This is a genomic window from Rhodoferax sp. ZS1R25 (assembly GCF_056521335.1).
In genome coordinates, this window is the sequence record NZ_JBWMAZ010000004.1 from 93,349 (window position 1) to 106,680 (window position 13,332).

Consider the following 13,332-nt stretch of genomic DNA (forward strand, 5'->3'; position numbering starts at 1 on the left):
GCAATATCGATGGGGGCCAGAGGCCTTTTCCGCTTAAAAAGTCTCCCAGTCCTCGTCCCCACCGGCGGGCACCAGGCGGGCGCTGGCTTTGGGGGCAATGGTCGCCATCACCAGGTTTTTGCCCGCCGCTGCGGCCTTGGGTGCTGCAGCGGGCTTGGGGGCCGCAGGCCGTGCAATCGCCTTGACCGGCGCAGCCGCTGCGGGCTTGGACAGCTGCGGCGCTTTCACCGGGCTGGGCAAGGCCGCATGGGGGGCGCCCTGGTCGGCCGCGAGGCGGAACACAGCCACGGTCTGCACCAGGTCGCCGGCCTGGCTCTTGAGACTGCTGGCGGCCGCGGCCATCTGCTCCACCAACGCGGCGTTTTGCTGCGTGGTGTGGTCCATCTGGGTAATGGCCTCGCCTACCTGCGCCACCCCATCGCTCTGCTCGTTGCTGGCGGCGCTGATCTCACCCATGATGTCAGTCACGCGGCGGATGCTGGTGACCACTTCGGTCATGGTGGCGCCGGCCTTGTCCACCAGCGTGGTGCCCTGTTCGACCCGTTCTACGCTGGCATTGATCAAGATTTTGATTTCCTTGGCGGCCTCGGCACTGCGGCCAGCCAGGCTGCGCACTTCCGACGCCACCACCGCAAAACCACGGCCCTGTTCGCCGGCCCTTGCCGCTTCAACCGCCGCGTTCAGCGCCAGGATGTTGGTCTGGAACGCAATGCCATCGATGACGCTGATGATGTCGCTGATCTTGCGCGATGCGTCGTTGATGCCTTTCATGGTTTCCACCACCTGGCCCACGACTTCACCGCCCTGCACCGCCACAGAGCTGGCGCTTTGGGCCAACTGATTAGCCTGGCGTGCGTTGTCAGCGTTTTGTTTCACGGCGGAGTTGAGTTGCTCCATGCTGGCCGCGGTTTCTTCCAGCGCGCTGGCCTGCTGCTCGGTGCGCGCGCTCAGGTCGTGGTTGCCCTGGGCGATTTCAGAACTGGCGGTGGAAACGGACTCGGAGCCAATGCGCACGCTGCTCACCACCTTCACCAAGCCATCCTGCATGGTGCGCAGGGCGCGAAACAGCTGACCGGTTTCGTCACTGCTGCGGGTGTCAATGCGCGAGGTCAGGTCACCCGAAGCCACCGTCTCTGCGATCGTGACGGCCTGGGAGAGGGGACGCGTGATCTTCTTCGTCATCACCGCGGCCAGCACGGCGGCCACCACAATGGCCACCGCAATCGCCAGAAACATCTGCACGCGCAGGCTTTGGTTTTGCGCCAGCGAGTCAGCCACATCGTGCTCGCTGATATCGCGGATCTCTTTCTTGGCCACCTCGACCGCGGACACCAGCGCCATGAGCAGCGGACGGCAGTCGGAGGCGATCTGCTTGGATGCACCCTCACGGTCGCCAGCGAGTGCCTTCTTCACAATTTCAGTAGCCACCGGGGCGTATTTGGTCTCGATCTTGTCAATCTCTTCGACCTTGCGCAGCAGCCCTGCCGTATTCGCATCACCACTGGCCAGCATGGACTTCAGCATTTTCATGGCGCTGTTGATGCGCTCAAAGGCCACATCAATGCTTTTCTTTTCGATGGCGATTTGTGCGGCATCGTCCAGCAGCACGATGTTGCGGGCAGCGACGGCCCGCGCGTTGACGGCGTCGAAGAGTGTGACCAGCAACGCATCCTCTTTCTCAACCACGCTGACCTGGTGTTCAAAGTTTGCCTGCGCGCTGGCCAGGTTGCGAATGGCCATCACCGACACCAGCACGACGGCGAGTGCCAGTATCAAATAGCTGAAGATGAGGCGCGCCTTGATGGTTGAAAGGCTGAAACCGGATTTGGCTTGACTATCCATGGTGATTCTCTCCCTTGATTGACAGTGCTCTTGCATCCCACTGGCTGGGCTAAATGCCCCCAACGACGGATTCCACAGTGCTTCCAGGAAGGCCCTGGCCCTGCGGTTTTGAAGATGTACGGTCCCTGCCAAATGTTTGGCATCCAAGCGACGTGATCGCTGTTGTTCTCCGCACGGATTCCCTTTGTCAACCCACCGGCTTCGTTGCCGCAGGAGGTGATCACATGCTATTTTTCGAGCACTACAAAATACTACCCAACAAAGCCCAACCCAGGGGACTTTATTTATTCAGGTACTACGGCTGGGGCGTGAGTTTGAACACCGCCACCACCTGCACCAAGTCTTGCGCTTGGCTTTTCAGGCTGCTGGCGGCGGCGGCCATTTCTTCCACCAGCGCCGCGTTCTGCTGGGTCGTTTGGTCCATCTGGGTGATGGCCTCGCCCACCTGGGCCACACCGGCGCTTTGCTCATTGCTGGCGGCGCTGATCTCGCCCATGATGTCGGTCACGCGTTTGATGCTGCTGACCACCTCGGTCATCGTGGCGCCCGCTTTGTCGACCAAGCTGCTGCCCTGCTCGACGCGCTCCACACTTGCATTGATCAGGATTTTGATTTCCTTGGCCGCTTCGGCACTGCGCCCGGCCAGGCTGCGCACCTCGCTGGCGACCACCGCAAAGCCGCGACCTTGCTCGCCCGCCCGGGCCGCTTCCACGGCCGCATTCAGCGCCAGGATATTGGTCTGGAAGGCGATGCCGTCGATCACGCCGATGATGTCGCTGATCTTTCGGGATGCATCGTTGATGCCCTTCATGGTCTCCACCACTTGACCAACAACTTCTCCCCCATGTATGGCCACCGTGCTGGCGCTGTGGGCCAGTTGGTTGGCTTGGCGCGCGCTGTCGGCATTTTGTTGAACGGCAGAGTTCAGCTCTTCCATGCTGGCCGCGGTTTCTTCCAGCGCGCTGGCCTGGCTTTCAGTGCGCGCACTCAGGTCGTGGTTGCCCTGCGCAATCTCCGCGCTGGCGTTGGACACCGACTCCGAACCTCCGCGCACACTGCTCACCACATTCACCAAGCTCTCCTGCATGGTTTGCATGGCCTGCAGCAGTTGGCCCAGCTCATCCGTGGAGCCCACCTCGACATGCCCTGACAGGTCTCCCGCGGCCACTTGCTGGGCCACCGCCAGGGCGCCCCCCAGCGGACGGGTGATGGAACGGGTAATCAGGGCGGCCCCCAGGCCCGCCAGCAGCAGCGCCAAGACCACCGCCCCCACCATGATGCCGCGCGCAGAGACATAGGCCGAGGCGGCCGACTTGGCCGACTCGTCGGAACCGTTGTGGTTCAGCAGGACGATCTTGTCCAGCGTTTCACTGGCTTGGTTGTATTGCTTTTTGGATTCGCCTTCCAGGATGGTGCGGGCGATGGCCTTGCTGTTGCGCTTGGAGGCTTCAAACAACTGCTCATGCAGCTTCATGTACTGTTGCCAGCCCTCGCCAAAGCTCTGGTACAGCGCCCGTTCTTCGTCGGAGCTGGTCCGCGCCTCGTAGACCTTGCGCGCCTCGTCCAGCCTGGCTTGGGCTGTGATCAGGGATTTTTCGACCTCGGCCATCCCCGCCTCGCTCGGATTGGTCACGTGCTGCATTTCGAAGATGCGGAAATTCGCCACCGCCGTGTTGATCTTGTTGGCGCTTTCCACGCCGGGCAGCCAGGTGTTGGCAATCTCTCTGGAGCTGGCATTGATCGCGGCCATCTGCATGAGGGCCAGCACCGCAATGGCCAGCAACACCGCGGTCAACGCACCAAACCCGCCATACAGGCGGGTGGCAATTTTCAAATTCCCCATCCAGCTCTCTCCTCTTTATTATTCCAACCGGCAAAATCTTGGGCCCTTACCCCGGCGCGGTGAACACCGTCAGCACGCCGGTGTAGCCAAACACATGGCGATGGCCAATCTCGCCACCGGCAAAAAACCCCACCAGCGGCACATCACCCAGCGCGCGGCGCACGATCTGCATCTCCGCGCTGGGTCCGCCAAAGTGCGGGCCTCCGCGGCCCGAGCAGCTCACATACAGCGCCCCGGCAATGCGGCGCGCCGGATGGGGCGCGGCCTCCAGCTCGCTTTGTTGCAGGGCGGTGGCCACTTCCAGCGTCTGCTCTTGCGGCTCCAATTCTTCGCGCACTTCGGCGCAAATGCGCATGAGGTCCGCTTTGGCGGCCTGCATGTTGCGTTGGCAAAACGCCAGCTGCGCCCCCACCTGCACCTGGTCGGCCACGGCAATACCGCGGCGGCCGGGGTCCAGGCCAATGATGTGGCGCACGACCACGTCACTGCCAAAGTTACCGGTCTGGCGCACCATGGCCGCATCGTGGGCGGCGCCCTCCTGCGGCTGCACCAGGCCTACCAGCGTGGCACGCACCACCTCCAGCGCCTCCTGGGGCCGCTCCAGCGACACCCCAAGGTCGCGCAGCATCACGTCCAGCGCGGGTTCACCATCCAGCGCCACCACCACGTTGTGGGCCGCCTCGGTGACCACATGGGTGGGCGACACAGGCTTGCAGCCTTGGGTGACGCGCGACACCAGGTCCACGCCCTCGCCAAACGCCACGCCGCTCAAGCCCCCCGTGAACACGCCACTGGCGGCGCCATGTCCGCTCAGGTTGCCATCGGCCGCCACGGCAAATTGCACGCTCTGGCTGCGGCTGCTAGAGAGGCCGCCGAACAGGTAGCCGCTGTCGGTGCGCCGGGCCATCTCGTCGATCAGCTCGGCCAGGTCGGGCGTGTCGCCATCGGCATGCACCAGCGCGGTATGGGCCTCAAAGCCCAGCCCCAGCGGCGCAATGCCCGAGAACACCCGGTACTGGTGGCTGGGCAGCTCCAGCAGCATCACAGCCAGGGCAGGTTCGTCAAAGTACTCCACGTTGTTCGACGCAATGCCAATGCCCACGGTGCCCGACCAGTCGGTGACCAGCGGCAGCTCGCCGCTCAGGTGCTCCAGAATGTCCTGGGCATGGGGCGCGTAGTGGTCGGTGATGTAGAGCAGAGCCAGGCTGGGCGCGGTGGCGTAGCCTGGCAGCGTCATCTGCGCGCGCAGCTGGGCCAACACCAGAGCCGCGGCCATGGGCCACTGGGGATGGGTTGCGTGGGCGTACGGAAACAGGGACATGCGCCTGCGCCTGGACGACGGGCTGGGCGCTCAGCGGCCCGTGGTCTTGCGGGCGGTAGTTTTGCGCGCTGCGGGCCGCTTGCCCACGGCCTTTTTGCCCGCGGCGGTGGCGGACTTCAGCGCCTCCTTGGCCAGGCCAGTGGCCATGTTCTTGGTCATGTCCACCGCGGTTTTGGTGGTGGCCTCTTTCATGGCGCTGGCGGCAATGTTCTGGAACTGCTGGGTCAGCGACCCCCACAGCTGCAGCGGGTCTACCAGCCCGGTAGCGCTACCCGCCTTGGTGGACTTGGTGGTGCCGGCCACGTCAGACAGGGTCTTGGCGGTGGAGGCTGCTTTTTCGGTCACACGCTGCACGCTGCTGGCCACCGAGTCGGCGGCCTTGAGCTTGAGCGCGTTGGCCACGTCGCCGATATTGAAGTTCATGCCCTTGAGCGTGGCCAGGGTCATCTTTTGCACTTCGAGCGCCTGGATGGTGGCACCCAGGGCGCGGGAGTTTTGCTCCAGCCAGAAGTGCACGTTTTTGAGCTCTTCGATGCGTTTGTCCAGCTCTTCCACATTCAGCGTAGGCGCCACCCAGTTGGCCAGGTTGGGCATTTGCGGAATGTTGGTGGCGGCGCCTTTGGCCAGGTTCTGCAAGAAGTCAAAACCCGGGACAAATTTGCCAAAACCGGAGGTGTCTGCATCGCTCATGGTTGCTCCAATGGGCCTGTGAACCAGGCCACTGCGTACAGCTTACACCCAATGCACAGGCCGCGGCCACAAGCGAGTTACAGCCTCAGGGTTTGCCCTGCGTTGGCGCGGTTGTGGCCACGGGCACCTGCAGCTCCTTTTTGCTCTCCACGCCCTTGGCGTCCTTGAACACCAGCGTCAGCGGAATGGTGGTGTCCTTGCGCAAGGGCAGCTTCAGGTCCATCAGCATCACGTGGTAGCCGCTGGGGCTCAGCGCCACGGGTTTGCCCGCAGGCAGCTCCAGGCCGCCCTGGACGGCGCGCATCGTCATCACATCGCCCTCCATCTTCATCTCATGCACCTCGGCCACGCCAGCCACCGGACTGGTGACGGCCACCAGGCGGGTGCCGTCTTTGGCGGTGAGCTGCATAAAGGCGCCGCTGGCCTTCTGGCCCTGCACGGTGGCGCGCGCCCAGGCGCCGCTGACGTCCACGGTCTGGGCCCACAGCGGGGCGGATACGGTGGCAGCCAGCACGGTGGCAATCACAAGTTTCAAGGATTTCATGGGGGACTCCGTTGGTTGATGGGGCCGGATCAGTGGGCGTGGCCGCCTGCGGCCTGCACGTCCAGCACGTCCAGTGCAGCGGCGGGGGACTTCAGGCTGTGGGCGTCCTGGCCGGCAGCGGGGATCTCTACCCACTCGTTGCGGCCCACCTCACACAGCTGCACCACCTTGAACCACAGCGTGCCGGGCTTGCGTGGTGTGGTGCCGCGCAGCACAAACTCGTCGTACAGCGCGCTGGGCAAGGCGTTCTCAGCGCCCTTGGCGGTCCAGGTGATTTCCTGCACGCCTTCGGTGTAGCGGGTGCCGTGCATCTCATAGGGCTGGGCCAGCGGGCCGACCTTGGTGGACACAGCCCAACCGGCTTTCACCATCGGTTGCGCCGCATTGAAGCCGGCGGGAATGGTGACCTGGATGGCGGTGGTGGCCGAGCCGGCACAGCCGTGGCCCACCTGCAGCACCGCGCGGTAGCCGGCACCGGCGGCAGCGGCCGGGTCTTGCAGGGTTACATGTCCAAAAGAGGCGCCAGCCCCCGTCAACGCTGCGCAAGCAGCTACAAATTGAATAGCAAATTTTGAAATCATAAAAGCATACCTGAGATACGCAGCCCGATGGCGGGCCCACGCGGGCGAACCACCGCCCAGCGGACGGCACTTCGCAAAAAAGAGAAGGATGGGGGGGAAGGTCAGGCCAGCGCAGGCGGGCCGCGTGCGGCGGCGGCCGCCACGATGGCGCCTACAGGGCGCTGTGCCAGGGCGCTGCGCAGCACATGGGCCAGGGCGGCAGGCGGTTGAACCACCACGGGGGCCGCGGGCGGCGCACCAGCCACCATGCAAAGCACGCAGTCCAGCGTGTGGCCCATGGGCTGGGGCGCATCGCCATCGGTGCCGGCCTTGAGCTGCACCACGCCAGCGGCGGAGCACACCAAGGTCAGTGCCTGCGGGTTGACCACCGGCGAGGCCACGGCCACGCCCAGCGACAAGGCGAACCACACCAGCATCCAACGGACGAGGGTGCGGGTTTCGCGCAGGGTTTGCAGGGCAGGCATGGGCACAATTATCGCCGACGGCGGTGCGCGACACTGCTATTCTTCGCCGCACACCATGATGAACTACACCTTCGCCTCGGCGACCATTCTGCTGATCCTGATCACCGACCCGATTGGCAATATCCCCATCTTTGCCAATGCGCTCAAGCATGTGGCGCCCGAGCGGCGGCCCAAGGTCATCCTGCGCGAGATCCTGATTGCGTTTGCGCTACTGCTCACCTTCATGTTTGTGGGCGAGAGCTTTTTGCGCGTGATGAACCTCAGCGAGCTGTCCCTGCAAATCGGCGGCGGCGTCATCCTGTTTTTGATTGCACTGCGCATGGTGTTTCCGCCGGCAGCCACGGCCGAGGGCGAACTCACGACGGAGCCACTCATCGTCCCCTTGGCGGTACCTGCCATTGCCGGCCCGTCCGCCCTCGCGACCGTCTTGCTGTTGGTATCTCAGCAGCCCGACAAGCGCATGGAGTGGATCGGCGCCCTGTGCGTGACCATGCTGGTCAGCGCTGTGGTGCTGGTGTCGGCCGAGCGCATTCAGCGCTGGATTGGCACGCGGCTGGTCGTGGCCGTAGAACGGCTGATGGGCTTGGTGCTGGTGTCAGTGGCGATTGAAATGATGCTGCGCGGCATCAAGACCTTTGTGCAACAGGTAGCTGCCGCCACCTGATCACCCCGCGAGGCCCAGCCCCTGCGCATGGTGGCGCAGGTGGTCTTCCATGAAGGTGCTGATGAAGTAGTAGCCATGGTCGTAGCCCGCATGGCGACGCAGCGTCAGCGGCTGGCCCGCCGTAGCGCACGCAGCCTCGAACAGATGCGGGTGCAGCTGCACTTCCAGAAACTTGTCGGCCAGCCCCTGGTCCACCAAGATGCCTTGCGCAAACAGCGGCGTGCCGCGCAGCGCCATCAAGGCCGAGGCATCGTGCGCGGCCCAGGCCGTGCGGTCCTCCTCCCCCAGGTAGCCCGCAAACGCCTTGTGCCCCCAGGGGCACTGGCTGGGTGCGCAGATGGGCGCAAAGGCCGACAGGCTTTTAAACCGTCCGGGATGGCGCAGCGCCAAGGTCAGCGCGCCATGGCCGCCCATGGAGTGGCCGAACAGGCCCAGGCGGTTCACATCCACCGGCAGGCTTTCGCCCACCAGCGGCAGCAACTCCTGCAGCAGGTAGCTTTCCATGCGGTAGTGCTGCGCCCAGGGCGTCTGCGTGGCGTCGAGGTAGAACCCCGCGCCCACACCGAAATCCCAGGACTCGGCTTCACCCGGCACACCGGCGCCGCGCGGGCTGGTGTCAGGTGCAATCAGCGCCAGCCCCAGTTCCGCCGCCACGCGCTGTGCACCGCCCTTGGCCATGAAGGTTTCTTCATTGCAGGTCAGGCCGGCCAGGTACATGACCGCCGGCACCGCGCCCTGCTGCGCTTGCGCCGGCAGAAATACCGAGAAGCGCATAGGCAGGCCGATCGCGCTGGACGCATGCTGGTAATAGCGCTGCACGCCGCCGAAGCAGGCGTGTTCGCTGAGCAACTCCAGCGCCATCAATAGATCACCACGCCGCGAATCGACTCGCCACGCTTCATCAGGTCAAAGCCCTTGTTGATGTCTTCCAGCGGCATGGTGTGGGTGATCAGGCTGTCGATGTTGATCTTGCCTTCCATGTACCAGTCCACGATCTTGGGCACATCGGTGCGGCCGCGTGCGCCACCGAAGGCCGAGCCTTCCCACTTGCGGCCGGTGACCAGCTGGAACGGGCGTGTGGAGATTTCGGCACCCGCTTCGGCCACGCCAATGATGATGCTGCGGCCCCAGCCTTTGTGGGTGCACTCCAGCGCCTGGCGCATGACCTTGGTGTTGCCGATGCACTCGAAGCTGTAGTCGGCGCCACCGTCGGTGAGCTGAACAATCGCATCGACGATGTTGCCACCGGCGGCCTCGATGTCCTTGGGGTTCAAAAAGTGGGTCATGCCGAAACTGCGCGCCATCGCTTCGCGTTCGGGGTTCAGGTCCACGCCAATGATCTTGTCGGCGCCCACCATCTTCAGGCCCTGGATCACGTTCAGGCCAATGCCGCCCAGGCCAAACACCACGGCGTTGGCACCGGCCTCCACCTTGGCGGTGAAGATCACCGCACCGATGCCCGTGGTCACGCCGCAGCCGATGTAGCAAACCTTGTCAAACGGCGCGTCTTCGCGGATCTTGGCCAGCGAGATTTCGGGCGCCACGGTGTAGTTGCTGAAGGTGGATGTGCCCATGTAATGGAAGATGGGATCGCCGTTCAGGCTGAAGCGACTGGTGGCATCGGGCATCAGGCCTTTGCCTTGCGTGCCGCGGATCAGCTGGCACAGGTTGGTCTTGCGGGAGAGGCAAAACTTGCAGGTACGGCATTCGGGCGTGTAGAGCGGAATGACGTGGTCGCCCTTTTTGAGCGTGGTCACGCCGGGGCCCACGTCCACCACAATGCCTGCGCCTTCGTGGCCCAGAATGGCGGGGAAGATACCTTCGGGGTCGGCACCGCTGAGCGTGTAGTAGTCGGTGTGGCAGATGCCGGTGGCTTTGATTTCGACCAGCACTTCACCAAATTTGGGGCCTTGCAGGTCCACGGTTTCGATGGTCAGGGGTTGGCCTGCTTTCCAGGCGACGGCGGCGCGTGTTTTCATTCGGGTGTCTCGGTTGGGGTTTCGGTCGGTGGTTCGGGAGTGTCAGACGTATCGGCAAGAACAGTCGGGGCAGCAGCGGCCACTGCGGGCGCGCGGCCCTTGAATTCGGGCGGCACCACTTCTTGCAGGATGGCGCCAAACACGCTCTGTCCATCGCGGCCTTTGACCTCGATGCGGATGGTGTCGCCGTACTGCATGTATTCGGTGCTGGGCTGGCCGTCCTGGATGGTTTCCATCGCGCGCTTCTCGGCAATGCAGCTGTAGCCGTTGGGCCAGTCGGTGCGGTTTTTGCGCGCCACGCCCTTGTTGCTGATGGTGCCCGAGCCAATGATGGAGCCAGCCCGCACACGGCGCGTCTTGGCCAGGTGGGCCACCAGCTGGCCGAAGTGGAAGGTCATGTCGCTGCCGGCCTCGCACAGGCCGACCTTGCGGCCATTCCAGGTGCACTGCACGGGCAAGTGCACCCGGCCGCGGGCCCAGGCATCGCCCAGCTCGTCCGGCGTCACCGCCACGGGGCCAAACGCCGTGGCAGGCTTGCTCTGCACAAAGCCAAAGCCCTTGGCCAGTTCGTCGGGGATCAGGTTGCGCAGCGTCACGTCGTTCACCAGCACCAGGAGGCGCACGGCATCAATCGCGCGGTCCGGCGGGCAGCCCATGGGCACGTCGCCGGTGATGGCGGCCAGCTCAGCCTCAAAGTCCACGCCCCAGGCGGGGTTGGCGCAGACGATGTCGGCCTGCGGGCCGGCCAAGTCGTCGCTGCCGCCTTGGTACATCAGCGGGTCGGTGTAAAAGCTCTCGGGCACCTCGGCGCCCCGCGCCTGGCGCACCAGCTCCACATGGTTCAGGTAGGCCGAGCCATCGGCCCACTGGTAGGCGCGCGGCAGCGGCGCCATGCACAGCGCCGGGTCAAACGGAAACGCATGGCGTGCGCGGCCCTGGTTCAGGCTCACGTACAAGTCTTGCAGCTGCGGGGAGAGGAAATTCCAGTCGTCCAGCACCTGCTGCAGGCGGTTGGCGATGTGGGTGGCGTAATGCGCCTGGGTCAGATCCCGGGAGACGACCACCAGCTGCCCGTCGCGGGAGCCGTCTTGGTAGGTAGCGAGTTTCATGGCGGCATTTTCGCCGGGTTTGGCCCGGGGTCTCGCCCCATGTCTACCGTACACTGGACTTTTGCGTTCTATCCAGCATGTCTTTGGCTTTGCCACCGGTCGTACACTCCCCCGCCCCTCTCACCTCCAGCCCCCTCAAGGGCCTGGCGTTGGTGTTGGCTGCGGTGCTGGGGACGCACTGGTGGCTGCTGGGTGGGGCACCGCTGCAGACACTTTGGGGCTATTCCGACGCACCGCAAGAAGCGGGCACTGTGGCGATGCAGACCCGCGTGTTGCCACCCGCGCAGCCCAAGCCGGCAGAGCCAGCCCCCGTACGCACCACAGCCAAGCCCGCCCACCGGCCTGCGGGCGCAGCACAGGGGGCATCCATACCTTTTACGCCTCCAGCCCCTGTAGACATTGCGCCAGCAGCTCCTGAATTGGTAGCAGAACCCACACCCCTCCCCCCTGTTGAGGCCCCTGCCGTGACCGCGGCTGCGGCGCCCGCAGTCCAGGAAAGCCCGCAGCGCTATGCCTTTCCGCCCCCGGTGCGGCTGAACTACGACGTGTCGGCACTGACGGGCGGCAACCGCAACACCGCGGGCGCCCAAATCACCTGGAAGCACGATGGAACCAGTTACCAGGCCAACCTGATGGTCACCAAGTTCCTGGTCAACATGCGGCAATGGACCAGCAAGGGCGCGCTGACGGATACGGGTCTGGCCCCGCTGCGCTTTGGCGACAAAGGGCGCAGCAGCGAAGTGGCCGCGCATTTCGTGCGCGACGAAGGAAAAGTCATCTTCAGTGCCAACACGCCCGAAGCACCCCTGCAACCTGGCGCCCAGGACCATCTCAGCGTGTTCATGCAGCTGGCCAGCATCTGGGCCGGCGAGCCACAACGTTATGCGGCAGGCGACAGCATTGGTTTCCAGTCGATTGGCCCGCGCCAGTCTGAAAGCTGGACCTTTGTGGTCTCACCCGAGGAAACCATCACCGTGCCGGGCGGTACCTTCACCGCGATCAAGCTGACGCGCGAAGCCAACGGCGACTACAGCACCAAGGCCGAACTGTGGCTGGCCCCCAAGCTGGCCTACTTGCCCGCCCATATCCGCCTGTCCGAAAGCAATGGCAATGTGCTGGACATGGTGTGGACGGACAGCGAACAACCCTAACCTCTCTTTATGCCCCTCACCCAACTCCGTCACCTTCTGACCGCCTCCCTGCTCGCCTGCACGTTGGCCGTGCTGCCGTCGCTCTCTGCCGCGCAAACCGTGAGCGTGCCCGCTGCCGTGCGCCTGAACTATGACTTTGAGGGCGTGATCTCATCGCCCTACACCGGCAGTGCCGAGCTGCTGTGGCAGCGGGAGGGCAACAGCTACACCTCGCAACTCGTGGTGCGCAAATTTGGCCTGAGCCTGCAGACCTGGACCAGCAAGGGCGCGCTCACCGCACAGGGCCTGGAGCCGTTGCGCTTTGTCAGCAAGCGCCTGGGTAAGGACGAGATCAGCGCCAACTTTCTGCGACCCCAGGGCAAGATCACGTTCAGTGCCAACACGCCAGAAGCCACCCTGGAATCCGGCGCGCAAGACCAGCTCAGCGTCTTCATGCAACTGGCCAGCGTGCTGGCGGGCGAGCCCCAGGATTGGACGGCGGGCAAAACCGTGACCTTTCAGGCCGTGGGCGACCGCTATGCGGAGAACTGGACCTTCAAGGCAGGTGCGCTGGAACCCATCAAGGTGCCAGGCGGTACCTTCCCCGCCATCAAGCTGACGCACGAGCCCACGGCCGAGCGCAGCCAGAAACTGGAACTTTGGTACGTGCCCAGCGTGGGGTATTTGCCACTGCGCATCCGCATTACGGAATCCAACGGCGACTTTCTTGATTTGTTGTGGGCCAGCAGCCAAAAACCCTGAGCTTTGCACAGCCGGGCACTTTTCCTGCTACTCTTGAAACCGTAAAGATGACACCCATTTGGCATGTATCTCTCGTTGGAAAATACTATGCACACCCTGTACGACTCTGAAACCTTCTCTGTCACCCACATGCTGGCCAATGGCGAGCCCGAGGGTTTTGTGGTCGAAAAAACCGAGCGTTACCCCATGGGCGTGCCCACCCTGGCCCGCCACGGCTTTGAGATCGTGGACAAACGATCCGGCAAAGAGGTGTACCTCGATGGTTCCTGGGCCGAGCTGTTCCAGCAACACATCCAGGCCTGGCAGGTGAACACGCCCACCCAGGAAGAAGTGGAAGACACGCTCGAAGGCTACGCCGAGCTGGCGCAAAACCCCGTCATCGTGCACTAATCCCCCACCTTCT

At 64.0% G+C, this 13,332-nt stretch carries 14 protein-coding genes; 4 read left to right on the forward strand and 10 right to left on the reverse strand.

Going from position 1 to position 13,332, the window contains the following annotated elements; translation table 11 throughout:
• Nucleotides 1–33: 33 nt before the first annotated feature.
• The 7 genes from AC097R_RS20000 to AC097R_RS20030 form a co-directional block, all read right to left on the reverse strand.
• Nucleotides 34–1,842 carry a methyl-accepting chemotaxis protein gene (locus tag AC097R_RS20000; RefSeq protein ID WP_479599986.1) on the reverse strand — a complete coding sequence of 603 codons (1,809 nt, stop codon included), beginning with the start codon at nt 1,840–1,842 and terminating at the stop codon, nt 34–36.
• 295 nt (nt 1,843–2,137) lie between these two features.
• Complete coding sequence (locus tag AC097R_RS20005) at nt 2,138–3,685, reverse strand: methyl-accepting chemotaxis protein (RefSeq protein WP_479599987.1); 1,548 nt, start codon at nt 3,683–3,685, stop codon at nt 2,138–2,140.
• Nucleotides 3,686–3,731: 46 nt separating this feature from the next.
• Nucleotides 3,732–5,006 (reverse strand): FIST signal transduction protein, encoded by a 1,275-nt coding sequence (locus AC097R_RS20010; RefSeq protein ID WP_479599988.1) that lies wholly within the window; start codon nt 5,004–5,006, stop codon nt 3,732–3,734.
• 30 nt (nt 5,007–5,036) lie between these two features.
• Nucleotides 5,037–5,696 (reverse strand): PhaM family polyhydroxyalkanoate granule multifunctional regulatory protein, encoded by a 660-nt coding sequence (locus AC097R_RS20015; RefSeq protein ID WP_479599989.1) that lies wholly within the window; start codon nt 5,694–5,696, stop codon nt 5,037–5,039.
• 85 nt (nt 5,697–5,781) lie between these two features.
• On the reverse strand, nt 5,782–6,240 hold the full coding sequence (locus AC097R_RS20020) for a copper chaperone PCu(A)C (RefSeq protein ID WP_479599990.1): 459 nt from the start codon (nt 6,238–6,240) through the stop codon (nt 5,782–5,784).
• A 29-nt stretch (nt 6,241–6,269) separates the two neighbouring features.
• Nucleotides 6,270–6,821 (reverse strand): YcnI family copper-binding membrane protein, encoded by a 552-nt coding sequence (locus tag AC097R_RS20025; protein ID WP_479599991.1) that lies wholly within the window; start codon nt 6,819–6,821, stop codon nt 6,270–6,272.
• Between the two features lie 101 nt (nt 6,822–6,922).
• Nucleotides 6,923–7,285 (reverse strand): DUF2946 family protein, encoded by a 363-nt coding sequence (locus tag AC097R_RS20030; protein WP_479599992.1) that lies wholly within the window; start codon nt 7,283–7,285, stop codon nt 6,923–6,925.
• A 58-nt stretch (nt 7,286–7,343) separates the two neighbouring features.
• Between AC097R_RS20030 and AC097R_RS20035 the strand changes: the two genes are divergently transcribed.
• Nucleotides 7,344–7,949: a MarC family protein gene (locus tag AC097R_RS20035; protein WP_479600045.1), complete on the forward strand. Its 606-nt coding sequence runs from the start codon at nt 7,344–7,346 to the stop codon at nt 7,947–7,949.
• Here AC097R_RS20035 and fghA read toward each other — a convergent pair whose 3' ends face one another.
• The 3 genes from fghA to AC097R_RS20050 are packed head-to-tail and all read right to left on the reverse strand — an operon-like array spanning nt 7,950 to nt 11,037.
• Nucleotides 7,950–8,810, reverse strand: coding sequence for an S-formylglutathione hydrolase (gene fghA, locus AC097R_RS20040; protein ID WP_479599993.1), 861 nt, complete (start codon nt 8,808–8,810; stop codon nt 7,950–7,952).
• Nucleotides 8,810–9,928 carry an S-(hydroxymethyl)glutathione dehydrogenase/class III alcohol dehydrogenase gene (locus AC097R_RS20045; protein ID WP_479599994.1) on the reverse strand — a complete coding sequence of 373 codons (1,119 nt, stop codon included), beginning with the start codon at nt 9,926–9,928 and terminating at the stop codon, nt 8,810–8,812. The genes fghA and AC097R_RS20045 overlap by 1 nt, the downstream gene beginning before the upstream one ends.
• A complete protein-coding gene (locus AC097R_RS20050) occupies nt 9,925–11,037 on the reverse strand; it encodes a fumarylacetoacetate hydrolase family protein (protein WP_479599995.1) in 1,113 nt (370 codons plus the stop codon). The genes AC097R_RS20045 and AC097R_RS20050 overlap by 4 nt, the downstream gene beginning before the upstream one ends.
• A 77-nt stretch (nt 11,038–11,114) precedes the next feature.
• On the opposite strand from AC097R_RS20050, the gene AC097R_RS20055 reads away from it, so the two are divergent.
• The 3 genes from AC097R_RS20055 (at nt 11,115) to AC097R_RS20065 (ending at nt 13,319) form a co-directional block, all read left to right on the forward strand.
• Complete coding sequence (locus AC097R_RS20055) at nt 11,115–12,188, forward strand: DUF3108 domain-containing protein (protein WP_479599996.1); 1,074 nt, start codon at nt 11,115–11,117, stop codon at nt 12,186–12,188.
• 9 nt (nt 12,189–12,197) lie between these two features.
• Nucleotides 12,198–12,929 carry a DUF3108 domain-containing protein gene (locus tag AC097R_RS20060; RefSeq protein ID WP_479599997.1) on the forward strand — a complete coding sequence of 244 codons (732 nt, stop codon included), beginning with the start codon at nt 12,198–12,200 and terminating at the stop codon, nt 12,927–12,929.
• 87 nt (nt 12,930–13,016) lie between these two features.
• The gene (locus AC097R_RS20065) at nt 13,017–13,319 is read left to right on the forward strand and encodes a BTH_I0359 family protein (protein ID WP_310342244.1); all 303 of its coding nucleotides are present in this window, start codon (nt 13,017–13,019) and stop codon (nt 13,317–13,319) included.
• Nucleotides 13,320–13,332 lie beyond the last annotated feature (13 nt).

Coding starts and splice junctions, on each gene's coding strand:
- AC097R_RS20000 (WP_479599986.1), bottom strand. CDS start 1,842: ATGGATAGTCAAGCCAAATCCGGTTTCAGCCTTTCAACCATCAAGGCG.
- AC097R_RS20005 (WP_479599987.1), bottom strand. CDS start 3,685: ATGGGGAATTTGAAAATTGCCACCCGCCTGTATGGCGGGTTTGGTGCG.
- AC097R_RS20010 (WP_479599988.1), bottom strand. CDS start 5,006: ATGTCCCTGTTTCCGTACGCCCACGCAACCCATCCCCAGTGGCCCATG.
- AC097R_RS20015 (WP_479599989.1), bottom strand. CDS start 5,696: ATGAGCGATGCAGACACCTCCGGTTTTGGCAAATTTGTCCCGGGTTTT.
- AC097R_RS20020 (WP_479599990.1), bottom strand. CDS start 6,240: ATGAAATCCTTGAAACTTGTGATTGCCACCGTGCTGGCTGCCACCGTA.
- AC097R_RS20025 (WP_479599991.1), bottom strand. CDS start 6,821: ATGATTTCAAAATTTGCTATTCAATTTGTAGCTGCTTGCGCAGCGTTG.
- AC097R_RS20030 (WP_479599992.1), bottom strand. CDS start 7,285: ATGCCTGCCCTGCAAACCCTGCGCGAAACCCGCACCCTCGTCCGTTGG.
- AC097R_RS20035 (WP_479600045.1), top strand. CDS start 7,344: ATGAACTACACCTTCGCCTCGGCGACCATTCTGCTGATCCTGATCACC.
- fghA (WP_479599993.1), bottom strand. CDS start 8,810: ATGGCGCTGGAGTTGCTCAGCGAACACGCCTGCTTCGGCGGCGTGCAG.
- AC097R_RS20045 (WP_479599994.1), bottom strand. CDS start 9,928: ATGAAAACACGCGCCGCCGTCGCCTGGAAAGCAGGCCAACCCCTGACC.
- AC097R_RS20050 (WP_479599995.1), bottom strand. CDS start 11,037: ATGAAACTCGCTACCTACCAAGACGGCTCCCGCGACGGGCAGCTGGTG.
- AC097R_RS20055 (WP_479599996.1), top strand. CDS start 11,115: ATGTCTTTGGCTTTGCCACCGGTCGTACACTCCCCCGCCCCTCTCACC.
- AC097R_RS20060 (WP_479599997.1), top strand. CDS start 12,198: ATGCCCCTCACCCAACTCCGTCACCTTCTGACCGCCTCCCTGCTCGCC.
- AC097R_RS20065 (WP_310342244.1), top strand. CDS start 13,017: ATGCACACCCTGTACGACTCTGAAACCTTCTCTGTCACCCACATGCTG.